21 protein-coding genes, 1 pseudogene and 1 riboswitch are annotated in these 23,010 nt (G+C 52.9%); of the genes and pseudogenes, 4 read left to right on the forward strand and 18 right to left on the reverse strand.

What is annotated here, in order from left to right; translation table 11 throughout:
* Window positions 1-177: 177 nt before the first annotated feature.
* From lysS to WKT05_RS01820, 6 genes and pseudogenes are all read right to left on the reverse strand, one after another.
* Window positions 178-1,680: pseudogene (lysS, locus tag WKT05_RS01795) on the reverse strand (lysine--tRNA ligase); the annotation flags it as partial.
* Window positions 1,681-1,692: 12 nt separating this feature from the next.
* On the reverse strand, window positions 1,693-2,178 hold the full coding sequence (gene greA / locus WKT05_RS01800; RefSeq protein WP_340412662.1) for a transcription elongation factor GreA: 486 nt from the start codon (window positions 2,176-2,178) through the stop codon (window positions 1,693-1,695).
* Between the two features lie 100 nt (window positions 2,179-2,278).
* Entirely contained in the window at window positions 2,279-3,226 is a 948-nt protein-coding gene (locus WKT05_RS01805; protein WP_340412663.1) for a tRNA dihydrouridine synthase, read from the reverse strand.
* Window positions 3,226-3,999, reverse strand: a complete 774-nt coding sequence (locus WKT05_RS01810; RefSeq protein ID WP_215508096.1) for a type III pantothenate kinase — start codon at window positions 3,997-3,999, stop codon at window positions 3,226-3,228. Before WKT05_RS01810 ends, WKT05_RS01805 begins: the two co-directional genes overlap by 1 nt.
* A gap of 23 nt (window positions 4,000-4,022) precedes the next feature.
* Window positions 4,023-4,778, reverse strand: a complete 756-nt coding sequence (locus WKT05_RS01815) for an ECF transporter S component (RefSeq protein ID WP_340412664.1) — start codon at window positions 4,776-4,778, stop codon at window positions 4,023-4,025.
* A 50-nt stretch (window positions 4,779-4,828) separates the two neighbouring features.
* Window positions 4,829-5,746, reverse strand: a complete 918-nt coding sequence (locus WKT05_RS01820) for a P1 family peptidase (RefSeq protein ID WP_340412665.1) — start codon at window positions 5,744-5,746, stop codon at window positions 4,829-4,831.
* A 198-nt stretch (window positions 5,747-5,944) separates the two neighbouring features.
* On the opposite strand from WKT05_RS01820, the gene WKT05_RS01825 reads away from it, so the two are divergent.
* Window positions 5,945-8,344, forward strand: a complete 2,400-nt coding sequence (locus WKT05_RS01825; protein WP_340412666.1) for a transglycosylase domain-containing protein — start codon at window positions 5,945-5,947, stop codon at window positions 8,342-8,344.
* A 146-nt stretch (window positions 8,345-8,490) separates the two neighbouring features.
* Here WKT05_RS01825 and thiC read toward each other — a convergent pair whose 3' ends face one another.
* The 10 genes from thiC to thiS form a co-directional block, all read right to left on the reverse strand.
* Complete coding sequence (thiC, locus tag WKT05_RS01830) at window positions 8,491-9,792, reverse strand: phosphomethylpyrimidine synthase ThiC (protein ID WP_215508100.1); 1,302 nt, start codon at window positions 9,790-9,792, stop codon at window positions 8,491-8,493.
* Entirely contained in the window at window positions 9,792-10,562 is a 771-nt protein-coding gene (gene thiD / locus WKT05_RS01835) for a bifunctional hydroxymethylpyrimidine kinase/phosphomethylpyrimidine kinase (RefSeq protein ID WP_340412728.1), read from the reverse strand. Before thiD ends, thiC begins: the two co-directional genes overlap by 1 nt.
* 5 nt (window positions 10,563-10,567) lie before the next feature.
* Window positions 10,568-11,254 carry a thiamine phosphate synthase gene (locus WKT05_RS01840; RefSeq protein ID WP_340412667.1) on the reverse strand — a complete coding sequence of 229 codons (687 nt, stop codon included), beginning with the start codon at window positions 11,252-11,254 and terminating at the stop codon, window positions 10,568-10,570.
* Window positions 11,255-12,070 carry a hydroxyethylthiazole kinase gene (thiM, locus tag WKT05_RS01845; RefSeq protein ID WP_340412668.1) on the reverse strand — a complete coding sequence of 272 codons (816 nt, stop codon included), beginning with the start codon at window positions 12,068-12,070 and terminating at the stop codon, window positions 11,255-11,257.
* A gap of 68 nt (window positions 12,071-12,138) precedes the next feature.
* Window positions 12,139-12,235: riboswitch (TPP riboswitch) on the reverse strand.
* A gap of 157 nt (window positions 12,236-12,392) precedes the next feature.
* Entirely contained in the window at window positions 12,393-13,139 is a 747-nt protein-coding gene (locus tag WKT05_RS01850; protein WP_340412669.1) for an EFR1 family ferrodoxin, read from the reverse strand.
* 30 nt (window positions 13,140-13,169) lie between these two features.
* Complete coding sequence (gene thiE, locus WKT05_RS01855) at window positions 13,170-13,784, reverse strand: thiamine phosphate synthase (RefSeq protein WP_340412670.1); 615 nt, start codon at window positions 13,782-13,784, stop codon at window positions 13,170-13,172.
* On the reverse strand, window positions 13,781-14,938 hold the full coding sequence (thiH, locus tag WKT05_RS01860) for a 2-iminoacetate synthase ThiH (RefSeq protein WP_340412671.1): 1,158 nt from the start codon (window positions 14,936-14,938) through the stop codon (window positions 13,781-13,783). Before thiH ends, thiE begins: the two co-directional genes overlap by 4 nt.
* A 10-nt stretch (window positions 14,939-14,948) precedes the next feature.
* Window positions 14,949-15,713 carry a thiazole synthase gene (locus WKT05_RS01865; RefSeq protein ID WP_340412672.1) on the reverse strand — a complete coding sequence of 255 codons (765 nt, stop codon included), beginning with the start codon at window positions 15,711-15,713 and terminating at the stop codon, window positions 14,949-14,951.
* Complete coding sequence (thiF, locus tag WKT05_RS01870) at window positions 15,710-16,309, reverse strand: sulfur carrier protein ThiS adenylyltransferase ThiF (protein ID WP_340412673.1); 600 nt, start codon at window positions 16,307-16,309, stop codon at window positions 15,710-15,712. The genes WKT05_RS01865 and thiF overlap by 4 nt, the downstream gene beginning before the upstream one ends.
* Window positions 16,299-16,493: a sulfur carrier protein ThiS gene (gene thiS, locus WKT05_RS01875; protein WP_340412674.1), complete on the reverse strand. Its 195-nt coding sequence runs from the start codon at window positions 16,491-16,493 to the stop codon at window positions 16,299-16,301. Before thiS ends, thiF begins: the two co-directional genes overlap by 11 nt.
* A 645-nt stretch (window positions 16,494-17,138) precedes the next feature.
* On the opposite strand from thiS, the gene WKT05_RS01880 reads away from it, so the two are divergent.
* Window positions 17,139-18,515, forward strand: a complete 1,377-nt coding sequence (locus WKT05_RS01880; protein WP_340412675.1) for an alanine/glycine:cation symporter family protein — start codon at window positions 17,139-17,141, stop codon at window positions 18,513-18,515.
* Window positions 18,516-18,662: 147 nt separating this feature from the next.
* On the opposite strand, the gene WKT05_RS01885 is transcribed toward WKT05_RS01880, so the two are convergent.
* Window positions 18,663-19,523 (reverse strand): LysR family transcriptional regulator, encoded by an 861-nt coding sequence (locus WKT05_RS01885; protein ID WP_340412676.1) that lies wholly within the window; start codon window positions 19,521-19,523, stop codon window positions 18,663-18,665.
* Window positions 19,524-19,623: 100 nt separating this feature from the next.
* Here WKT05_RS01885 and WKT05_RS01890 point away from each other — a divergent pair, with 100 nt between their 5' ends.
* Entirely contained in the window at window positions 19,624-20,637 is a 1,014-nt protein-coding gene (locus tag WKT05_RS01890) for a YeiH family protein (protein WP_340412677.1), read from the forward strand.
* Window positions 20,638-20,712: 75 nt separating this feature from the next.
* Entirely contained in the window at window positions 20,713-22,062 is a 1,350-nt protein-coding gene (gene gorA / locus WKT05_RS01895) for a glutathione-disulfide reductase (protein ID WP_340412678.1), read from the forward strand.
* Window positions 22,063-22,167: 105 nt separating this feature from the next.
* On the opposite strand, the gene WKT05_RS01900 is transcribed toward gorA, so the two are convergent.
* A complete protein-coding gene (locus tag WKT05_RS01900) occupies window positions 22,168-22,947 on the reverse strand; it encodes a copper amine oxidase N-terminal domain-containing protein (RefSeq protein ID WP_340412679.1) in 780 nt (259 codons plus the stop codon).
* Window positions 22,948-23,010 lie beyond the last annotated feature (63 nt).

Consider the following 23,010-nt stretch of genomic DNA (forward strand, 5'->3'; position numbering starts at 1 on the left):
CTTTTTGTAAATGAAAAAGAGATAGCTATTACACTATCTCTTTCGTCCCTTTCTCGAAATATGCAGTTTTTTATTCATGCATGAAATCTTCAAATATTCTCTTTTAAAGTATTATTGACTATTATCAAGTACTGTTGATGTCAATTTTGTTGTCTTTTTGTTGTCTTTTTATTCTTCATCATCCAAAGATGGTTGAATTTTCTGGTTTTCAGCACCTATGGGCTTCATGTGGGGAAAGAAGAGCACGTCGCGAATGCTGGATTGGTTGGTAAGAAGCATAATCATGCGGTCTACGCCGATGCCCAAACCGCCGGTGGGGGGCAGGCCCACTTCAATGGCGTTAATGAAGTCGTAATCCATGGGATGGGCTTCGTCGTCGCCTTTTTCCTGATCTGCCACTTGCTCTTCGAAACGGGCCCGTTGATCGATGGGGTCGTTCAACTCGCTGAAGGCATTGGCAAATTCCCAGGTGTTGATGAAAGCTTCGAAGCGGCGCGTCTTTCTGGGATCCTTGGGATCGCGCTTGGCCAGGGGGCTCACTTCCACCGGGTGGCCGGTGACGAAGGTGGGCTGAACCAGCTTTTCTTCGCAGAATTCTTCAAAGAGCTCGCTGATAACGTGGCCGCGGGTCCAGAAGGGTTGCACTTCCAGGCCCTTTTCCTTGGCGATGGCCAAAGCTTCTTCGTCGGTTTTTATAGCGGAGAAGTCTACGCCGGCGTATTCTTTTACCGCATCTTCCATGTCCACGCGGTTCCACGGCGGCGTCAGGTCGATTTCCGTGCCTTGGTAATTAATGACAGCCGAGCCCAATACTTTTTCCGCCGCATAGGCAAACATGTGCTCCGTAATGTGCATCATTTCGTCCATGTCCACATAGGCTTGGTACAATTCGATGTTGGTAAATTCCGGATTGTGACGGGTATCCATGCCTTCGTTTCGGAACATCTTGCCCATTTCGTACACTTTGTCGAAGCCTCCGACGATGAGGCGCTTCAGGAAAAGTTCGTTGGCAATGCGCATTTGTAAATCGATGTCCAGGGCGTTGTGGTGGGTCAGGAAGGGGCGGGCGTTGGCGCCGCCGGCTACATTGCCTAAAATCGGCGTTTCCACTTCCAAAAAGCCCTTGTTGTCTAAAAATTCCCGAATGGACTTAATAATGGCGGAACGCTTGAAGAAAACGTCTTTTACATCCGGGTTCACGATAAGATCCACATAGCGTTGGCGATACCTGAGGTCCATGTCTTTGAGGCCGTGGTATTTTTCCGGCAACACCTGAATGCTCTTGGATAAGAGAGCCACTTCTTGTGCTTCCACGGAAATGGCGCCGGCTTCGGTTTTAATGACCTTGCCCTTGACTCCGAAAAAGTCGCCCACATCGGCGGCCTTTACCACTTCATAGGCCTCTTCCAAAATGTTTTTCTTGGCGAAAATTTGGATTTGACCGTAGGTGTCCTGTACATCTAAAAAGGCGATTTTTCCGTGACGGCGCTTGGAAATAATGCGGCCTGCTACGGAGACGATCTTGCCTTCCATGGCATCGAAGTTTTCGACGATGTCTTTGGTGTAGGTGTCCACGTCATACTTTTCGACGATGTAGGGGCTGTTGCCTTCGTCGATTAAATTTTGGACTTTCTTCAGTTTTTGATCTCTTACTTCACTGCTCTTTTGGCCCTTCGCCATGGTCTACCTCCCTTATGCGATGGAAATCTTTAACACCTTGAGTTTGACTTTGCCTTGAGGCACGTCGATATCGGCCACTTCGCCGATGCTCATGCCCATGAGCCCGGCACCGATGGGGCTTTCGTTGGAAATTTTACCTTCCAAAGGATCGGCCTCGGCGCTGCCCACGATGTGGTAGGTATCTTCTTCCTGTGTGTCTTCGTCTAAAACCGTCACCGCACTGCCTACATTGACGATTTGATCGTTCAGGTCGTTGCCCTTGACCACTTTGGCGTTTCTCGCCATGTATTCCAGCTTGGCGATGCGCTCTTCCACTTGGGCCTGTTCGTTTTTCGCCTCGTCGTACTCGGAGTTTTCCGACAAGTCGCCGTAGCCCAGAGCCACTTTAATTCGCTCAGCCACTTCCTTGCGTCGTACGGTTTTTAAGTAGTCGATTTCGCTTTCGATTTTCTCTAAGCCTTCTTCTGTAATTAACACTTCATTATTATTTTCTGCCATAGTATCACTCCACTTCGTTTCTCGTCGTTTATGAAGAAAGGACCCGACGCCGGGTCCATGTAATCAAGTCGCCCTATTATATAAGAAATTACTCCATCTGTCAATTACAGGCTTCCTTCGCCAACCGATCCAAGTAATCGTCGATGGCGTCTTTCTCCGACAGGGACAAGATTTCGTTGCGCCGCCTCTTCGCTTCGCTGAAGCCTTTTAAGTACCCGATGAAGTGCTTGCGCATTTCGATGACGCCGAGGTGCTCGCCTTTTTCCGCCACGCTCAGCTCCAGATGATGCTTGGCCACGGCGATGATCTCCCTTTGGCTCGGCGCGTCGATGGCCTCACCTGAAAGGGCTCTTCGAATTTCCCGAAAGAGAAAGGGATGGCCCACGGCGCCACGCCCGATGGCCACGCCGGCCAACGGTGCATCCATATGGCGTAGCACATCTTCCGCCCGGTAAATGTCGCCGTTTCCCACGACGGGAACCTTCACCGCCTTCGCAAGACGCGTGATAAAGTCCCAATCCGCCACGCCGCTGTAGTAGGCTTCCCGGCTTCTGCCGTGAACGGTAATTTCCCTTACCCCCGCAGCTTCGGCGATTTTTGCGATTTCCATGCCCTCTTCGTCCCCTTCGTTAAATCCCTTTCGGATCTTGACGGAGACGGGAATGGGTGAGCTTTCCACGCAGGCTTTTAAAATGGCGGCGGCTTTTTCCGGCGTCTTTAACAGGGCGCTTCCCGCCCCGGTCTTTACGATTTTCGGTGCGGGACAGCCCATGTTGATGTCCAAGCTGCGATAATTTTTCAATTCGTCGCCGAGCGCTTCGAGGACGGCGCGAAAAATCTCCGCCTCGTCGCCGAAAAGCTGCAAACTCACCGGCGCCTCGTCTGCGGCCACAGCCATGAGCCGGCGAGTCTTTTTGTCCTTATAATAGAGGGCCTTGGCGCTTACCATTTCCGTGGTGGCATAATCCATGCCGTAGGCCGTGCAAATGCGACGAAAACTTTGATCCGTGTAGCCCGCCATAGGGGCTAGGGCAATGGTGAAGGCCATTAGCTGTTCATCTCGTAAAGGATTCTGAGACCGTCCATGGTTAAATCCCGGTCGATAATAATATCGAAGCGGCTGTCGGAGACCAGGAGGTTGGAAAAACCGCCGGTGGCGATGATTTTAATGGCTTCGCTTTCCATGCCCAGCTCGTCGCAAATATGGCCGAGAATGCCGTCGATCATGGTGGAGAAGCCGAAGTAAAGGCCGTTTTGCATGCTGCTCACCGTGTTTTTCCCGATGACTTTCTCCGGCCGAATGATTTCGATTTTCGGCAGCTTCGACGTGCGGGAGACCAAGGCGTCGGCGGAAATGGAAATCCCCGGCAAGATCAAGCCGCCCAGGTAGTTTTTCTTTCCGTCGACGACGCAGAAGGTAATGGCCGTGCCCAAGTCGATGATGATGCAAGGCCCGCCGTATTTTTCCACGGCGGCCACGGCATTGACGATGCGATCGGCGCCCACTTCCTTGGGATTGTCGTAGCGAATATTGATCCCCGTCTTTACGCCGGCGCCGACGATAATCGGGTAGCGATGAAAATAGCGCACGATCATGTTTTGCAAGGTATGCATAATATTCGGCACCACCGACGACATAATGACCGCTTCGATGTTCACCGGCTTTAACTGCACATTGTCCAACATTTCCGTGACCAACATACCGAACTCGTCGCTGGTCTTGTTTTGATCCGAAGAAATGCGCCAGTCGTGGATCAGTTCTTTTCCCTTGTACGCCCCGAAGACGATATTTGTATTTCCGACATCAATTGCTAATAACATAATGCACCTACTTGATTCTAACTTTATTTACTTGCCTTCCACGCCGTGACGACGCCGGTGGAGACGATGCCCGCGAGGATTCCTTCGGGCACACCCGATGTAATAATCGTACCGAATATAACTGAATTCACCAGCGCCTCCGACGCCCCGACGGCCCGTACAAAGTCTTGGGCAAAGAAGATATAGATGCCGCCCATGACCATGACGGAGTGGAGGATGGTGGAGACGAAGGCCGAAAGCACCACGGCGCTTGCCTTGTTTTCCGAACGGAGAACCCAAATAAACAGGGCCACGGATAGGATGAGGAAGCCGCCGTTTAAAAGGGCGCCTGCGCCAAAGGCTTTCGCAGCCATGTTTTTGGAAAGGCCCACGGCTAAAAAGACGATGACCCCGAGCCATGCCGCCATGCCCATTTTCTTCAAGCCCTTGCCGTCGAAGGATTTAAAGAAGCGGAAAATATAGGCGGAAATCACACCTAAAAGGACGCGCGGCAGAATGGATATAAGGGGATTGTAAAAGACAAAGGAGATGGGGGTGGGGCGGGTAATGGCGTTAAAGAGGGAGCTGAGCCCGAAAATGAGCCCAACGAAACCGCCCACCACCGGCCCTTCGATAAAGGCGGCGATTAAGACGGGGATGTGCATGGTGGTGGCGTTTAAGGGGCCGATAGGCACAAAGCCCAAGGGCGTCATGCCCAAGACCACGGTAATGGCACCGAGAATACCGATAATGACAATGTCCCGTGTGGTGAGAAAGGGCTTCTTCAATTTGTTATTCATAAAAACCTCCGATCCGGCTCGCGAGGATGCCGGTCTGTTTCATGGAAAAATTATACGCTGTATAAACTGTTAGCCACGGCCCGCGCCATCACTTTCGGCAGGTAATGCTCCGCCAATTGCATGGAGCAGTCCACTTCATTGGTGGCCAGAGAGAAAATCGTGTCCCCGTCCAGGCCCGTGTGCACCGGGGTAATGGTTTTTGCGTAGCCGTTGTGGGCGACGGAGGCCAATTTACAAAGTTGTGTCTTCGTAAAGCGTCCGTTGGTAGCTACCACGCCCAAGGTGGTGTTTTGATGCTTGCCTTTTTCGAAATCCACGGCGCCTTTCGACAGGGCCTCTTCCACGGAATAGGTGATCCCGTCGACTTCCGGTGCCGCCAAGATTTCGCTGGTTTCTGCATCTTGAATGTGGCCGAAGGCATTCACCACGACCAAAGCGGAAAACACCACGTCCCCCACGGTAATGGAGGCGCTTCCCACGCCGGATTTTTTCGCGTAGGTGGGGCCCATGGTCTTCGCCACCGTGGCGCCACATCCGGCACCGATTGCGCCTTGGCGCCTGTCCCCCGGGCTTGCGGCTTCGTAAGCCGCCCTGCCCATGGCTTTATCGGGCCAGACGTCGGCTCTTTTGTACGTCAAGTCGAACAACACGGCGGCGGGCACAATAGGCACCACGCCCACGCCCACATCGAAGCCGATTCCGTCGTCTCTTAAAGCTTCCATGACGCCGGTGGCGCTGTCGAGTCCAAAGGCCGATCCGCCGCTTAATACGAAGGCGTGCACTTCGCTTACGGCATAGGTGGGGCCCAAAAGCACACACTCGCGGGTGCCCGGGGCGCCGCCTCGTACATCCACGCCGGCTGTGGAGCCTTTCGGAGCGAGTATTACCGTCACGCCGGTGCCGGCTTCTGCATCTTCCTTATGGCCGACGGCGATGTTCGCCACGTCGGTTAAATGTCCCGAATACATAATCCCTCCTTTTTTAACGAAACGATTATACCATATCTTCGCCTGCCTCACGGCAGGAAATGGCAATAGGGCGCCTTTCTTTCCCCGGAAAAGAAAATAAAAATCCATCTTTTTGTTAAGATGGTGAAATTCACGGAATTCCTGTCAATATGTGAGATCCTTTTGATATAATAATAGACAATTATGAAGGAGGTTTCTATGGGTAAACGATCCGGCCGGAATCAACATGAGGGCAATTCCCTTCGTTGGAGCTCGGCCTTTAAAATCCTATTCTTATTAATCGTCATCGCAGGCATTACCCTGGTGGGCATCGCCATGGCCTATGCCGTGACGGCGATCAGCCAGTCGCCGGCTATCGATCCGAAAAATATCCGCTCGGCTATTTCCGAGACCTCGGTGGTACGCGATAAAAACGGCGACAATGTGGAGCAATTGGTACAAAATGAATTCAGCGAGTGGGTGCCCATTAAGCGCATGCCCGATTACTTGCTGGATGCCGCCGTGGCCATTGAAGACCAACGGTTTTACGAACACCACGGCGTGGATTTCCGCCGCCTGGTTTCGGCCACTTTGCGCAATCTCCAAAGCATGGACTTCAGCCAAGGGGGCTCCACCATTACCATGCAGGTGGCAAAGAATCTTTACACCTCGCCGGTAAAAAGCTATGCCAGAAAATTTCAAGACATTTACTACGCCTTCCAATTGGAAAGCAATTTAAGTAAAAAACAAATTTTGGAGGCCTATTTAAATTCCGCCGCCTTCTCCAAAGGCACCAAGGGCGTGGAAGCCGCATCGAAGACGTTCTTCGACAAAGATGTCAGCGACCTCACCTTGGCCGAAGCGGCGATGATCGTAGGCATTACCAATCGTCCTTCGGAGTACACGCCTTTTAACGCCGTGCCCATCGAAGAAAGCGACGATTTAGATACCATCGAATTCAGCCTTGTTCCCGCCGAAAGCATCGGCGCGGAAGCCACGGAACGAGACAAGGAATTAGGCGATGCCCTAGCAGAAAAGGAATTAATCGATCCCTTCGAGCACAGCCAAATCGCATCCGGTGTTCTGGTGGCGAGAAAAGCCGTGGCCAACCCCGCCAGTAAAAAACGCCAGGAATTAATTCTTCACAAAATGAATTCCTTGGGCATGATCGACGAATCCACTATGAAGGAAGCCATTAACGAAGACATCCATCTGGACTTAGGCAGCCACACCACCAAAGGCATTTCGTCCTACTACGTGGATGCGGTGAAAGACGAAGTCCTCGATATTCTCAAAGAAAAGGGCTACAAAAAAGACGAAGCGCAAAAAATTCTCTACAACGGCGGCTTGGTCATCGACACGCCCTTGGATTTAAATGTTCAGAAAATTTTGGAAGAGAAAGTATCCCAAAATAGCTTCTTCCCCGGTCGCCACACCAACAAAAAAGGCATTATTCAACCCCAAGTCGGCATTACCATTATGGATCACCACACCGGTGAAGTGGTGGCCATCGTCGGTGGCCGCGGCATCGGCGGCAACAATATTTTGAACCGGGCGAAAAATCCCCGTCAACCGGGTTCGTCCATTAAGCCCATCGGTCCCTACCTCGCCCTCTTAAACAAGGGCGGCACTGCCGGCGACGTCTACCGCGATCTTCCCCGACCCGGCGGCTGGCCCAAAAACTCCACGGGCTACCAAGGTTGGGCCACGGTGCGCAATTTGATTCGCAATTCTTCCAATGTCGGCGCTTACCTCGTCGGCAAGGGCCTGGCCCCGGGAGAAGACGAGGCGGCTCAAATGATGATCGACAATCTGGAAAAAATGCAAATCTCCAGTTTGGTTCTTCCCGACGATCAAAAGAAGTACCCCAACATCGATACGATGAAATACAACGACGTGAATTTGGCCTCCCTCACCCTGGGCGGCATGACCGTGGGGATCAGCCCCCTGGAAATGGCCGGGGCGTTCAGCACCTTCCCCAACGGCGGGAAATTCATTAAGCCCACCTTTATCGATAAAATTACCGATAAGAGCGGCAAGGTTATTTACGAAAATCCCAAAGAAGAAGTGGAAATCACATCCCCGCAAAATGCCTACATTATGACCTCCATGCTGGAATCCGTCGTAAAAAGCGGCACGGGGACCTACGCCAACTTCTCCGGCATGCACATCGCCGGCAAGACCGGTACCACCAACCGCAAAAGAGACAGTTGGTTTGTCGGCTTCACGCCCTACTACACCGGCGCCGTTTGGATCGGCAACGACGACAACACGCCCCTGTGGGACTACTCCCGTATGGCAGCCAATTTGTGGCGCTCCATTATGCGCGACGTCCACAAGGACTTGGACGACAAGAATTTCGACGAACCGGAAGACGGCCTGTACAAGAAGTACATCCCCGTTTCGGGTTACACGGAAATCTTCGCCGAAGGCACTTCGCCTAAGGGCCTGAAAAATCTTTATCGCAACGTTCCTCCGAAACCGAAGGAAGAAGATAAGGATAAAGACAAGGACAAGGACAAAGACAAAGATAAAGACAAACAAAACGGCAATTCCAATTCCCAATCCTCGAAAGGCGGCAACAAAGGCGGCCAACAGGGCGGAAATAACGGAAACTAATTGCCTAAAGAAAAGAGCAAGACTTCGGCCTTGCTCTTTTTTCATGGGATTTGAAATTTTTCAGCTCTTTCCACAATTTATTCATAATAAAAACACCCTTCTTTTTTAGCACAGAGTAGAGTGCAAGAAAGGTGTTTTTGTTGTTCTTACAGAATGTCGACTTCTTCGCCGGCCAGGGCTTTGTTCATGCTTCTGACGGCGCAGAATTTACCGCACATGGAGCAGGTTTCTTCCACTTCCGGGGAGCGGTCGTCGCGAACGGCTTTGGCGTGTTCCGGATCCATGGCTTCTTTAAACATGGCGTCCCAATCCAATTCCCGACGGGCTTTGCCCATGCGGTCGTCGGCGTCTCGTGCGCCGGGAATGCCTTTGGCGATGTCGGCGGCGTGGGCGGCGATTTTCGATGCCATAATCCCCTCTTTCACGTCGTCGGCATTGGGCAGAGCCAAGTGTTCCGCCGGGGTGACGTAGCAGAGGAAGGCGGCGCCGCTCATGGCTGCCACGGCCCCGCCGATGGCGGCGGTAATGTGGTCGTAGCCCGGGGCGATGTCGGTAACCAGGGGCCCTAAAACATAGAAGGGCGCGCCTTTACAGAGGCTTTGTTGGATTTCCATATTGGCCTTCACTTGATTCAAGGGCACGTGACCCGGGCCTTCGACCATGACTTGAACGTCTTTGTCCCATGCCCGTTGGGTCAATTCCCCTAAGCGAACCAATTCTTCGATTTGAAGCAAGTCGCCGGCATCGGCCAAGCAGCCGGGGCGGGCGCCGTCGCCGAGGGAAATGGTCATGTCGTATTCACGGCAAATATCCAAAATGTCGTCGTAGTATTCGTAGAAGGGGTTTTCGTTGCCGGTCATGCTCATCCAGGCGAAGACCAAGGAGCCGCCGCGGCTTACGATATTGGTGGTGCGACCGAAGCGCTTTAATTGTTCCACGGTGCGGCGAGTGAGGCCGCAGTGCAGGGTCACGAAGTCCACGCCGTCTTCCCCGTGGGCGCGAATGACTTCGAGAAAATCTTGTGCCGTCAATTGACCCAGGTCTTTTTTATGATAGATGACCGAGTCGTAAATAGGCACGGTGCCGATCATGGCCGGGCATTCCGAGGTAAGTTTCCGTCTGAAAATCTTCGTGTCGCCGTGGGTGGATAAGTCCATAATGGCATCGCCGCCCAGTTTAACCGCGTGGTTCACTTTTTCCAGCTCTTCGTCTAAATTTTCAACGTCTTTGGATACGCCTAAATTGACATTGATCTTGGTCTTTAACATGGAGCCGATGCCTGTGGGATCCAGGCATTTGTGATTAATATTGGCGGGAATGGCGACTTTACCTTCCGCCACCCATTGTCGGATTTCTTCCGCCGTGCGGTTTTCCTTTTCGGCGACGATTTTCATCTCGTCGGTAATGATGCCTTGTCGTGCAGCGTCCATTTGTGTTGCATATGCCATTATTTTCTTCTCCTAACCATGTGATTGATCGGCCCTCGTCCTCGTCCCAGGTCGAGACCGTCAGCGATTGCATCGTACACGTAATTTTTTGCTTCTTCCACGGCCCGCACTTCCTCAAGGCCCAGGGCCAAGTAGGAGGCAATGGCGGAAGACAGGGTGCAGCCTGTGCCGTGGGTGTTGGGATTGTCGAGCATGGGCTTTTCGAAGTGGTGAATCCCTCCGTCGTAAAAGACGTCCACCGCCCGACCGGTGCCGTGGCCGCCTTTCACCAAAACCGACGTACCGTAGGCGTCGCGAAGGGCCTTGGCCGCTTTCTCCTGATCCGCCACCTTCTCGATGGCCATGCCCGTCAAAAGTTCCGCCTCGGGAATGTTCGGCGTAAGCAAGGTGGCGCAGGGAAAGAGGATGGTCTTTAAACTTTCCATGGCCGCCGCTTTCAACAGGGGCGATCCGGAAGTGGCCACCATGACCGGATCGAGGACCACGGGCCCTTCATAGCCCGCCAGTTCTTCGCCGATGGTTTTTATTATTTCAGGGGATGAGACCATGCCGATTTTCACGGCATCCGGCGGAATGTCTGTGAGGACGGAGCGGATCTCTTGTGCCACAATGGAAACGTCCAAATCGACAATTGCCTGCACCCCGGTGGTGTTTTGTGCCGTAATGGATGTAATGGCCGAGGTGGCGAAGACCCCCAGGGCCGTGGCGGTTTTAATGTCCGCCTGGATCCCCGCGCCGCCGGAAGAATCGCTTCCGGCGATGGTCAGCATCGTCTTCACTTCGCCGCCTCCCACTTTTGTGCCAGTTCCACGGCCGCGGCCTTGGGATCTTCCGCCGAGGCGATGGCGGAAACGACGAAGAAGCCGTCGACGCCGGTTTCGGCCAAGGCCTTCATGTCCTCGGCCTTGACGCCGCCGCCGATGGTAATGGGCAGAGGCGATATGGCCACCAGGGCTTTAATTTCATCCAAGGTACGGTAGATGATGTTGCCCTCTTCATCCATGCCGCAGTCTTTTTTCGTGTCCGTTTCGTGTAGGGGCCCGGCGCCGAAGTAATCCACGTCTTTAAAATTGCCCTCTTGCACGTAGCGGGTCAAATCCCCTGTGGGCGCGGAAAGGCCGATGACCGCATCGGAGCCTAAGTATTTTCGACACACGGACACGGGAATGTCCGATTGGCCCACGTGGATGCCGTCTACTTTTGCCCCCGCATCCCTCGCCGCCAGCGCCACGTCCAAGCGGTCGTTGATGAGCAGGGTCACTTCATTTTCTTTGTTCATGGATGCGATAAGATCCGACGTGCCGCAGGCCAGGGCGATCATTTCCCGTGCCGATGCGGTTTTGGAGCGAAGCTGAATGCAGGTGAATCCCGCTTCGATGGCGTCCCGAATAATGGGAAGCACCGGGCGGTTCCAGGTGTTTTCCGGGCCGACGACGAAATATTTTTCAATGCTGAATGCCATTTAAATCACCTCCATGGGGCAGGCGGCCAAATCGTCGCCGGTGAGATTGGACAGGGCGTCTAAAAAAGCCACCTTGAAGCTCGCCGTGCCTTCCGCCTTCTTTTCTGCCACGGCACCTGCCACATTGTAGGCATTGGTCGCCGCCACAGCCGCCGTAAAGGGATCGGTGACCGAATGATAAACGGCGCAGACGCCGCCTAAGGAGCAGCCGCTTCCCGTAATGCGGGCGAAGTATTCGCTGCCGCCGAAGGAGAGGATGGTGCGGTTGCCGTCGGTGATTAAATCCTTTTTCCCCGAGACGCACACGGCGCCTTTAATGAAACGGGCCAAAATTTCAGCCGCTTCTCTCGCCGATTCCACGCTTTCCGTGGAATCCACGCCGCGAACCTTGCCCTCGTCGGTGTCGATTAGATCCCACATTTTCGCCAGGGTAATCACTTCCGATGCGTTGCCGCGAACGATGGCCGGAGGATAGTTTTTCATCCCCTTCAAAAGGGTGGTTCTCAGCTCGCCCATGCCCGCCGCCACTGGATCCAACACATAGGCACACAACTCGTGTGCAGCCCTTGCCGCATTGGGAATGGTTTCGGCGTGAACGGGAATCAAGGTGCCCACGTTAATGTAGAGGCATTTGGCGATCTGTGCCATGGTCTTTCCCTCATCGGGCATATAGACCATGGCTGCGGAGCCGCCGACAGCGATTTGCGCGTTTGCGACAAAATCGATGGTGACGAAATTGGTAATGGAAGGTGCCATGGGGCAATTCTTCCGTACGTCGTCTTGTGCTTTTTTCAAGGCATTTTTTAAATCGTTCATTTTGTCCTTCCTTTCGAGACAAAAAAAGGTATCTTCCCGTGAGAAGATACCTAAAAAAAGGCCGCCCGAAAAGGCGGGCCATGCATTCCTACGCGAGTATTAACTCACAGGTTCAAAGGGTCAGGTTTTACCTTCTCAACTTACAAAGTTCCCCTTGCGCTATTCATTTAAAAAGACCTTACCATTCAGCAAGGTCTTTGTCAAATAGTCAACACGACAAATAAGCCGTCCCCTTCTTCCGAAAAGTCGAAAGGCGGCTTATTTACGCCCGAAGGCGCAGGTCGATTTTTTTGTCTTTTGTGGCGACGAAATCATCGGTCACTTACTTCTCAAGGACTTTTTCCAGCGTATAGCGGAATTTTCCCGCAGATTTCTTTCCGTACTCGATGGCCTCCACGGGGCAGTAATTCATGCAGGCCATGCAGTGGGTGCAGCGGTCGTACCACACGGGCCGCCCCGCTTCAAGCTTTACATTGGCCAAAATGCAGCGCTTTTCGCATTCGCCGCAGCCGATGCAGTTCTCCTTGGCGTAAAAGGGCCGGGCCTTTACAAACAGGGCGTAGTAGGCGCCGTTAATGGCGGTGAGCAGCCGGCCGAGAAGGCCCGCATTTTTCTGCCCTGCTTTTTTCGTTGCGATTCTTTCTGCGATTCTTTCGATTGTTTTATCGGCCTCGGCAATGATCCCCCGCGCCTCGGCTGCCTTCGGCGCATCGAACATGGCGATGTAGTTTTCCGGCATGATGACTTCAAAGGCGCCGCCGTAGACCAGGTTTTTCTCCCGTGCCATTTTTTCTTCATAGACCGGGGCACCGCCGATGCCGGAGCCGCAGGTCATGACCAGGTAAAGAGTCTTTCCCTCCACCTCGATTTGATGCCAATAGTCTTCCACGATGCGGGGCAGACGCCAGCAATAGGTAGGCGTCACCAAAATCACGGTGTCGTCATGGATAGCGTCCATAACCCCGTTTTTTATGCGCTCCCCTATGTCCACGGCGTCCATACCTAATTTGTCGGCCAGTTTCCGCGCCACGTAGGCGCTGTTTCCCGTGCCGCTGTAGTAATAAATCATAAACCCCTCCTATGGGAGCAGTATAACATATTACAAGGCCTTCATTAGGCTGCGGAGGCTTTTTACCGCCGCTTCGGGATCTTCGGCGTATTGAATGGCGGAGACCACGCAGATGCCGTCGAAGTCTTCTCCCTTAAGCTCGGGGAGCGTCTTCTCGTTGATGCCGCCGATGGCGTAGACGGGCACCTTCGCACATTTTTTTATGGCGCGGAAGGTCTCCATGGAAGTGTGGCGGGTAATGACTTTGGTCTGCGTGGGAAAGAGGGCGCCGGTGCCGAAGTAGCTTGCCCCTTCTTCTTCCGCTTCTTTTGCCCGCGCCACGGTTTTCACGGAAGCGCCGATGAGGGCATTGGCCCCTAAAATGGCCCGGGCCTCTTTAATGCTCATATCGTCGTCGCCCAAGTGGAGGCCGACACCTAATTTCTTCGCCACCTCCACCCGGTCGTCGATAATGAGGGGCGTGTTGTATTTATCCGCTTCTTTTTTTATGCGAAGGGCCCGAGCGTAGACTGCCTCGTCGGAAAGCTCTTTTTCCCTGAGCTGGATCAAATCCACGCCGCCTTTTAAGGCCGCGAAGACGTCTGCAAAAAAAGCCTCTTCGTCGTCGTATTTTGTGGAATCCGTAATGAAATAAAGGGTCTTCATAGGCGAATGTAGTCGTTTCTCAGGACGTAGAGGCCTTCTTCTTTCAAATCCTTTTCGATTTCATCCAAGGTGCGGGTATCGGCGATGACGAATTGTTCTTCCCCTTCGTCTTCATCGGGCTCTTCGCCGCGGCGACCGATGCCCGTGTCCACGGAAGCGGAAATCTTCGTGGCGGCATAGAGCATGGCCTGATCTCTGAATTCTTTTCTTTCCCGCGTGGAAATGGTAATGGATGCGAAGGGCAGGAAGATGCGCATGGCCGTAATAAATTGCATGAGCTTCTTTTCGCCGATGCGATTGGTATTGTCTACATCTTCCGCACCGTGGGTGGGGCGAATCCGCGGGAAGGACACGGCGATTTCCACATGGGGGTATTTCCGTTGCACCAAGTAGGCGTGAAGGCCCAGGCGGAAGCAATCGGCTACGGGATCGGCAAGGCCGAATAAGACGCCGAAGCCCACGCCCCGCATACCGCCCATGGCGGCACGCTCTTGGGTGCCCATGCGGTAGATAATGCTCCGCTTGTTTCCCCGAGGGTGATAGTAATCGTAAACTTCCGGATCGTAGCTTTCTTGGAACACGGTGACAAAGTCGGCGCCGGCCTTTTGCAGCCGTTCGTAATCGGCGACATTGGCGGGATAAATTTCAAGGCCTACGACGCGGAAGTATTTTCTCGCCAGTTTCACGGCTTCTTCGATGTATCCCACCGGCGAGTAGTGATTGCTTTCGCCGGTTAAGATCAGCACGTCTTCGATGCCGTCTTTGGCCAAAGCCCGCATTTCCACTTCGATTTCATCGGAATTCAGCGCCGCCCGCTTAATGTCGCTCTTGGCGTTAAATCCGCAGTAGCGACAGCCGTTTTCGCAGTAATTAGCGATGTAAAGGGGTGAGAAGGAATACACATTGTCCCCGAAGTATTGCCGACGAAGGCCGCGGGATTTTTCCATCATAAGTTCGAGATAGGGTTCCGCTGCAGGTGAAAGCAGGGTGTAGAAATCGTCGGGAGTAAGGCGATCTTTTCTGAGTACTTCCGCCACTTCCGCGCAGGTTACCGTCCTTTGGCTTTCCCGTTCGTAGGTGGAGGCAATTTCTTTGGGAATGGCTTCGGAGATTTGATCCATGCCCGGGGCGTAATCGAATACTGTTTTAATCATCGTGCCCTCCTCAATCAAAGAAGTCTCTTAACGGAGACGAGGGATCGGCGCCTTTGTCCAGGATGCGGCCCGGACCGGATAAATGACCCATGCGGCCCGCTTCAATGGCGAGCTTAAAAGCCTTGGCCATCATGGGAATGTCGTTGGCCGTGGCGATGCCCGTGTTGGCCATAATGGCGGCGGCGCCCATTTCCATGGCTTCGGCAGCTTGGGACGGGCGGCCGATGCCGGCATCGACGATAATGGGCAGGTCGATTTCGTCGATTAAAATTTGGATAAATGCCTTCGTGGCCAAGCCGCGATTGCTACCGATGGGAGACGCCAAAGGCATAATGGCGGCGGCACCGGCATCACGCATATCCCGGGCATAGTTCAAATCGGGATACATATAGGGCATGACGACGAAGCCTTCCTTGGCCAAAATGTCCGTGGCCTTTAATGTTTGTTCGTTGTCGGGGAGTAAGTACTTGGAGTCCCGCATGATTTCGATTTTGACGAAATTGCCGCAGCCCATTTCCTTTGCCAGGCGGGCGATTCGAATGGCTTCATCGGCATTGCGGGCACCGCTGGTGTTGGGAATCAAGGTGACGTGTTTCGGAATAAATTCCAAAATATTCGTCACATCCGCCGTGTTTGCCCGGCGAAGGGCCACGGTAATCATTTCCGCCCCGGCGTGGGTAATGGCGGCGTCGATTAATTCCGGCGCATACTTGCCCGATCCTAAAATAAAGCGAGACTCAAAGGTCTTGTCCCCTAATTTCCACGTATCTTTCATGCTAATCCTCCTATCATCAGTTCGAATACAACTTGACACTCCATGGCGGCGATGGTCATGACCTTGGGCAGGTAACAATCCCTGCGGTCCTCGCCGTTAAAATCCCCCACCATATGAATGTGACCGAAATCCTTGCGCTTCACAGCCCCTGAGGGCCCCGCTACGCCGGTGGTACAGACATAAGGTGTATTGTGGTCTTGAAAAAAATCAAAGGCCTCTATTTTCGACTGAACGCCGTCATAGGCCTCCACAACAATATCCGCCTCGGCTTCGATGGCCTTCAGCACTTCGGCGTCCACAAATTCATCCCGCGCCTCCACACATACGTGGGGCAGCCAATCGGTGATCTTCTCCGCCGTGGCCAGTACCTTTTTCTTTCCTATATCTGAAACGCTGTAGTTTTGGCGATTTAAATTCGACACCTCCACCACATCGAAATCGTACAAAATAAGTTTTCCTACGCCCAGGCGGGCCAAAATCCACGCCACTTGGGATCCTAAGCCGCCGCAACCTAATACGGCGACGGTAAAATCCTTCACGGCATCGTTGATCTCGGGCCTTTGACGCGCCAAGACGTCTTCTCGTTTAACCTCCACCGGTAAAAGAAAACACCTCCAACACATCATCGTCATCGACCATTGTCTTCGCCATGTCCGCCCGCTTCACCAGCTGCCCGTTCATTTCCAGGGCCACGCCACAAGCGTCGTAGCCTGCGCGAATCAACACGTCGATTAAAGGCGCGGGGCCGTCTAATGCCACGACCTTCCCGTTAATCTTCACGGTCACCTCCTCACAAAACAAAAAAAGCACGAAGGAACTACACCCGCGGTGGTGTACCCCTTCGTGCCTTGCACTCTTTTTCGAGTATAACACGGTCGCCTTTCCCTGACAAGTCATATAGGTGTAAAAAAATCATTCTTACCACCTTCTTTCATTCCTCGGCTTTTGCTTCGGCTCACGCCGCGCCCAGCGGCATACCATTTTTAACAGCCCTCCCCGCACTTTCTTTACAGGACGTCGAAAGAAAAAGCGGATCCCCTCGCATTTTTTCATCCGCTCCACTAAAACTAGATCCCCTACTGAAAAAAGCAAAATTTTCGGCGAAAGCCCACCCTCTCCCACGGTCAATTAACTTATAGATCATTCATTATTTTGATATTTGATCTTATGTGGAGATGGCCTCCCCGATTTTAACGCCATCCGTCCGCTCCCCCTTTTTGCCTTAAATAATTTTCTCACAGCCTCTGTCGTTATAAATTTTATTTTTAACAACCTGCATTTCTTGATATTTTTATGACCGATGGCTTTCTGCGAAAAAACATTTTTAAAAAACGTCCGTTTTTTTGTAAAAAGAGGTTTAATTTTTTAAAAAGAGGTGTATAATGTATTCACAAGCAGTTATTCATACTTATTCGGAGGTGACTTATGAGTTTAGCAGATGTACTAGGTAAAATTGATGCGTTCCTATGGGGTGTTCCTCTAATCGTATTACTCGTCGGCGCAGGCATTATCCTATCCGTCCGCACCGGCTTCGTCCAAGCCCGTCGTTTCGGCTATATTTTGAAAAATACGATGGGCAAAATGTTCGAAAAGCACGAAGTTGAAGAAGGCGCCATCTCGCCTTTCCAAGCCTTATCTACGGCACTGGCCGCTACGGTCGGTACCGGTAACATCGTCGGCGTATCGGTCGCCATCTTAGGCGGCGGTCCCGGCGCCGTATTCTGGATGTGGGTTGCCGCATTCTTCGGTATGTGTACGAAGTTCTCTGAAGTAAACTTGGCAGTCGCCTATCGCGTGAAAACCGAAGACGGCTATGCCGGCGGCCCCATGTACTACTTAGACCGCGGTTTAAAGAAACCCTGGTTAGGCAAGTGCTTCGCCTTCCTGGCAGGTGTTGCCTGCTTCGGTATCGGTTGTTCCGTACAATCCAACGCCATCGCCGGTACGTTGAAATCATCCTTTAACGTTCCGCCCATGATCACTGCCGTGGTCATTACCGTCGCCGCATCCGTCGTTATTATCGGCGGGATCCAATCCATCTCCAAAGTTACAGAAAAGCTCGTTCCCTTTATGGCAGCTTTCTATATCGCAGGTGGTTTAATCATCATTATCTCTAACGCCCACATGCTTCCCTTCGCCATTCGCGCCATCTTCGTCGGTGCCTTCAATCCGTCGGCAGTCGGCGGCGGTGTTATCGGCTACACCATTATGTTGGCTATGCGCAACGGCGTCAGCCGCGGTGTCTTCACCAATGAAGCCGGCTTAGGTTCTTCGCCTATCGCCCACGCCACGGCATCTACCGACCACCCGACCCGTCAAGGGATGTGGGGTGTAACGGAAGTCTTCTTGGATACCTTCGTTGTCTGCTCCATTACCGCACTGGTAATCATTACATCCGGCGTTTTGGATAAAGGCATAACCGATGCATCGGCCCTCGTATCCACGGCATTCGATATGCACTTGGCCATCGGTCGTTACATCGTATCCTTAGGCTTATTGCTCTTCGCATTCTCCACCATTCTCGGTTGGGAATACTACGGCGAAACCTCCGCCCGCTACCTCTTGGGCGCAGGCATCGGCAAACCCTACAAGCTCGTTTATATCATCATGATCTTTGTCGGTTGCGTTATGAACTTAGACCTTGCATGGACTGTCGCTAACATTCTCAATGCTTTAATGGCTGTCCCGAACTTAATCGGCTTGATCGGACTTTCCGGCGTCGTCGTCGCTTTGGAAAAAGACTTCTTCAAAGACGATCGCAAACGGACGTCCCCTGCTGAATACGAACACTTATTGAAATAAAATAACTCATACTGCTAAAGAGCCCTCGGCAATTGCCGGGGGTTTTCTTTTTGCCGACTTTTGAAATGCAAACGCGACGCTTGCGAAACAGACATAAAAAGCCCTCTCCCCTAAGCTCGGGGAAAGGACTTTTCACTTTTCTTGTGTTTACAGGGATTCGTCCCCTTCCACTAATCGTCGATACAATTCGATGCCGCCGGTGCCTTTTAATGCCACCAGGGTATATTCGTGGCGGTCCGTAATGCCTTCCACATGAAAGGTGGCGAGGCGGGGATTGTTTTTCGCAATGCTTTCGTAGCCGAAGGAGATGCCTACATCCGCCGCCACCAATTGCGAAATCAACGCCAAGCTCGATGTGGTGACGAGGCGCTTAAAGTCCCGCACTTCGTAGCCTTTGTAGCGCAGTTTATCTTCGAGGATTTCCCGTGAACCGCTCCCCGACTCTCGCACGACCAAACAGCCCCCGGTTACCTCTTCCATGGCAAGGGTGCGGTTCTTGTAAGAGTGATCGACGCTGCAGATGCCCGTAAAGGTTTCTTCTTTTAACACATCGAAATCAAATTCATTTTTCGCAAACTGCCCTTCCACCATGAGAAAATCCAAGCGGGCGTTTCGCAGCCGCTCCAAAAGGGCTTCCGTATTGTCCACGGTCAAGACGAAATCGTTGGGGCGATCCTTCACCAAGGCGGCGAGCTTTTGGGCATAGGCGTATTCCCCCAGGGTTTTCGTAAGGCCGATGCGAATGGTGCGGGCCTTTTCTTTTTTGAAATGATCCAGGGTGTCCCGGTAATTTTTCTGCTGACTGCGGGCGTAATTTTCCAGGACCCGGGCATCGTCGGTGGGCACCATTTTCTTGCCGTCGTAGCGAAAAAACACGGCGCCGAATTCCTCTTCCAAGGAACGCATGTGCTTGGTCACTGCCGGTTGGGTAATGTGTAAATTTTCCGCCGCCCGGGTATAATTGCCCGTGGCCAGCACTTCCAAAAAGGTACTTAATCGAATGTCCACAATGCCTCCATATCGTTTCGTTATCGCTCCATAATGAATTATAATTTTATTTTATCTCAGTTTTATGAGATGATCAATGCACAAAGAAAGGAGCATACCGTTGAAATCCATCCAAGCAATTATTCCCGGGGTCCTGTTGACTGTCGTCATCGCCGCGACCTCAAGATTTATCGAAAGCATACTGCCTAAGCCCTTAATCAGCGCCTCGGTGATCGCACTGTTTATAGGCATGATCATCAATCATTTTTTAGCCTCCGACCATCCCGTCCACAAAGGCGCCACCTTCGCTTCGAAAAAATTATTGAAGCTGGGGATTATTTTACTGGGGGCATCCTTAAACATGGCCACGGTGTTCCAAGTGGGCCGCCTGTCCCTTTCTGTCATGATCTTTACCCTGCTCACCTGCTTCGGCCTGGGCCACTTCTCCGGTAAATTCTTCGGACTGAACTGGAAAATGTCCAATCTGATTTCCGCCGGCACGGGCATTTGCGGCGGCAGCGCCATCGCTTCCATCGCCCCGGTCATCGAAGCCGACGATTTGGACATCGCCTACGCCATGAGCGCCACCTTTATTTTCGACATGGTCATGATCGTCGCCTTCCCCCTTATGGGCCACGCTCTGGGCCTTTCCGACATGGCCTACGGCCTCTGGGCAGGCACGGCGGTGAACGACACCTCGTCGGTTGTGGCCGCAGGCTACGCCTTCTCCGACGGCGCCGGGGACTTCGCCACCATGGTAAAACTGACCAGAACCTTGGTCATCATTCCTACCGTCGTCATCTTCGCTTTGATCAGCGCCCACTTAAAATCCAAAGAGGAACACAAACACGAAAAGGCAAAATTCTCCCTGACCCACGTGGTTCCCTGGTTCATTCTGGGCTTCCTGGCACTTACGGTCATTAACACCGCCGGCTTCATTCCCGCCGCAGTTAGCCAAAATTTCAAGGTCATCAGCAAATTCCTTATGGTAATGGCCCTGGCAGGCATCGGCCTGAAGACGTCGTTAAAAGATATGAAGAGCGCCGGCACCGGCCCCATGCTTCACGGCTTCGTCATTTCCGCCCTCGTGGTTATCGTCGCCATCGGCGTCGAATATTTGATGGATCTCGTATAAAAATGGGTATATTAAAAAGAGGATCATGGAATCCTCTTTTTTTATTACGCTATTTTATCTGTGAAAGGAGTTCTTATGTCTCATAGATTTGATTATATCGTTATCGGCGGCGGCAGCGGCGGCATTGCCACGGCCAATCGGGCAGCCCAATACGGCGCCAAGGTGGCCGTCGTCGAACAAAACCAATTAGGCGGCACCTGCGTGAACCGGGGCTGTGTGCCGAAAAAAATCCTTTGGTACGCCTCGGGCATTCGCCGCACACTGGAAACGGAAACATCGCCCTACGGCTACGACCTCGGCCCGTGGTCTTTCGACTACAAGAAGCTGCGAGAGTCCCAAATGGCCTATGTGGATCGGGCTCGAAGCGCCTACGAAAAAAACATGAAGAACAACGGCATTACCCACATTCAGGGCCAAGCACGCTTTGTGGACGCCAACACCGTGGAAGTGGGCGGCGAAGAATACACCGCCGAGCACATTACCATCGCATCCGGTGCCTCCCCCACGCCCTGCCCCATTGAGGGCGGCGAGTTGGTGGATTATTCCAACGACTTTTTCCGCTGGGAAGAACTGCCGAAATCCGCGGCCGTCGTCGGCGGCGGCTACATCGGCACGGAACTTTCCTCCTTCCTCGCCGGCATGGGCGTGGAGGTCCACTACCTGGTGCGCGGGGATCGGATCTTAAAAAAATTCGACGAAGCCATTACCGATGAAGTCACGAAAATGATTCAGGCAGGCGGCGTGAACATTCACTTCGACACGGAATCCAAGCGCTTCGAAAAGGTCGATGGCGGCATAAAAGTCACCTTTAAAGACGGCACCGCCGCCGTCTACGACCGCATCCTTTGGGCCGGCGGCGTCACCCCCAACACGAAGGATCTGAATTTAGACAAGGCCGGCGTCGATGTGGACGACAAGGGCCGCATCGTCACCGACACCTACGAAAATACGAGCCAAAAGGGCATTTATGCCGTCGGCGATGTCACGGGAAAATTGGATCTTACTCCCGTGGCCATCGCAGCCGGACGCCGCCTCTCCGATCGCCTCTTCGGCGGCAAGAAAGACGCCCACTTGGTCTACGAAGACATTCCCACGGTGGTCTTCTCCCACCCGCCCATGGGCTCCGTGGGCCTCACGAAAAAAGCCGCTGTAAAAGCCTACGGCGAAGAAAACATCAAGGTCTACGACACTTCCTTTACAGACATGCGCTCCAGCGTGGCGGCCGACGGGCTCACCAATAAAATGCTTCTCGTCTGCGCCGGCGAGGAGGAGAAAATCGTGGGCATTCACGCCGTCGGCGAAGGCGTGGACGAAATGATGCAGGGCTTTGCCGTGGCCGTGAAAATGGGCGCCACCAAAGCCGACTTCGATTCCACCGTGGCCATTCATCCCACCGGGGCGGAAGAAATGGTTACCATGAGATAATGAATAAAAAACAAAACGCTTCTACCGAGCTTGGTAGAGGCGTTTTTTGTTTCCGGGATAAAATTCCGAGGCATTTTCGCCGACAGGATTTCGTCCATCTCTTTATTATTTTCCTACGCGGACCGTCATCAAGATGTCGTCGATGCGGTCGTGGGCTTTCTCAAATTTTGCCTTCAGCGTCTTGTCTTGAATCATCGCCGGATCGCCCCTGAAGTCCGCGCCGTAATAAACGCCGTCTTTGTAGGCGAGGATGACGGGCCAATTTTCCCACTCCGTCCGCGGATTTTCCACACGGGAAAGGGAGAAGAGGAAGCCGTCGCTGCCCGCATCGTCATTGGATTTTTCGTAGAAGTCGAGGCTTTTGCCTTCGAGCTTGTAGGAGATCGCCACATCCTTGGGCAGCACAAAGGACATGTCCACTTCCTTAACGTAGATGCGCTCATTCGCCGGCGCATCCTTTTGGGGATAGCTGCCCACGGTGACGACGCGCTCCTTCGGCATCCACTTGACGGGAAGCCCCGTGGCTTCGCCTAAGTAGCGTGCCGGAATAAAGGTGCGGTCCTTTTCAAGATAAGGGGCCACGTCCATGGCCGCGTCTTTTTTGCCGCGGCGATAGGATTTCTTTCCGATGGTCATGACCACGGAAGCGTCGCCCTTCGTCAAGGTGACTTCTTTTTTATCGCCGTCCCACGCCACGGTGTAGCCCAGCTCTTCGGTGACGGCACGCAGTGGCAGAAAGGTGCGGTCGTGGCGAATGACGGGCGTCGTTTCTTCGGCTATCAGCTCCCGGCCGTTAACGTAAATCGCGATGGGAGCGGCTCCCTTCGCCAGGGCCGTCGAGGGAAGGAGCAGCAAGCAGATTAATAATGTGGCCAACTTTTTCATAAAAAACCTCCTTCGATCATCCGTAGATGATTGCATTTTATCTTACACTTCACGTCATCTCTT

The organism is Peptoniphilus sp. HCN-40583 (assembly GCF_037892835.1).
GTDB classification, from domain to species: domain Bacteria; phylum Bacillota; class Clostridia; order Tissierellales; family Peptoniphilaceae; genus Aedoeadaptatus; species Aedoeadaptatus rachelemmaiella.

Coding starts and splice junctions, on each gene's coding strand:
- WKT05_RS01810 (WP_215508096.1), bottom strand. CDS start 3,999: ATGTTATTAGCAATTGATGTCGGAAATACAAATATCGTCTTCGGGGCG.
- thiM (WP_340412668.1), bottom strand. CDS start 12,070: ATGAACGATTTAAAAAATGCCTTGAAAAAAGCACAAGACGACGTACGG.
- thiH (WP_340412671.1), bottom strand. CDS start 14,938: ATGATTAAAACAGTATTCGATTACGCCCCGGGCATGGATCAAATCTCC.
- WKT05_RS01805 (WP_340412663.1), bottom strand. CDS start 3,226: ATGGCCTTCACCATTGCCCTAGCCCCTATGGCGGGCTACACGGATCAA.
- WKT05_RS01880 (WP_340412675.1), top strand. CDS start 17,139: ATGAGTTTAGCAGATGTACTAGGTAAAATTGATGCGTTCCTATGGGGT.
- thiE (WP_340412670.1), bottom strand. CDS start 13,784: ATGAAGACCCTTTATTTCATTACGGATTCCACAAAATACGACGACGAA.
- WKT05_RS01820 (WP_340412665.1), bottom strand. CDS start 5,746: ATGTATTCGGGACATTTAACCGACGTGGCGAACATCGCCGTCGGCCAT.
- WKT05_RS01865 (WP_340412672.1), bottom strand. CDS start 15,713: ATGAAAGATACGTGGAAATTAGGGGACAAGACCTTTGAGTCTCGCTTT.
- thiC (WP_215508100.1), bottom strand. CDS start 9,792: ATGGCATATGCAACACAAATGGACGCTGCACGACAAGGCATCATTACC.
- thiD (WP_340412728.1), bottom strand. CDS start 10,562: ATGCTGACCATCGCCGGAAGCGATTCTTCCGGCGGCGCGGGGATCCAG.
- WKT05_RS01850 (WP_340412669.1), bottom strand. CDS start 13,139: ATGATTTATTACTACAGCGGCACGGGAAACAGCGCCTACGTGGCGCGG.
- WKT05_RS01815 (WP_340412664.1), bottom strand. CDS start 4,778: ATGAATAACAAATTGAAGAAGCCCTTTCTCACCACACGGGACATTGTC.
- WKT05_RS01825 (WP_340412666.1), top strand. CDS start 5,945: ATGGGTAAACGATCCGGCCGGAATCAACATGAGGGCAATTCCCTTCGT.
- WKT05_RS01900 (WP_340412679.1), bottom strand. CDS start 22,947: ATGAAAAAGTTGGCCACATTATTAATCTGCTTGCTGCTCCTTCCCTCG.
- greA (WP_340412662.1), bottom strand. CDS start 2,178: ATGGCAGAAAATAATAATGAAGTGTTAATTACAGAAGAAGGCTTAGAG.
- WKT05_RS01840 (WP_340412667.1), bottom strand. CDS start 11,254: ATGGCATTCAGCATTGAAAAATATTTCGTCGTCGGCCCGGAAAACACC.
- gorA (WP_340412678.1), top strand. CDS start 20,713: ATGTCTCATAGATTTGATTATATCGTTATCGGCGGCGGCAGCGGCGGC.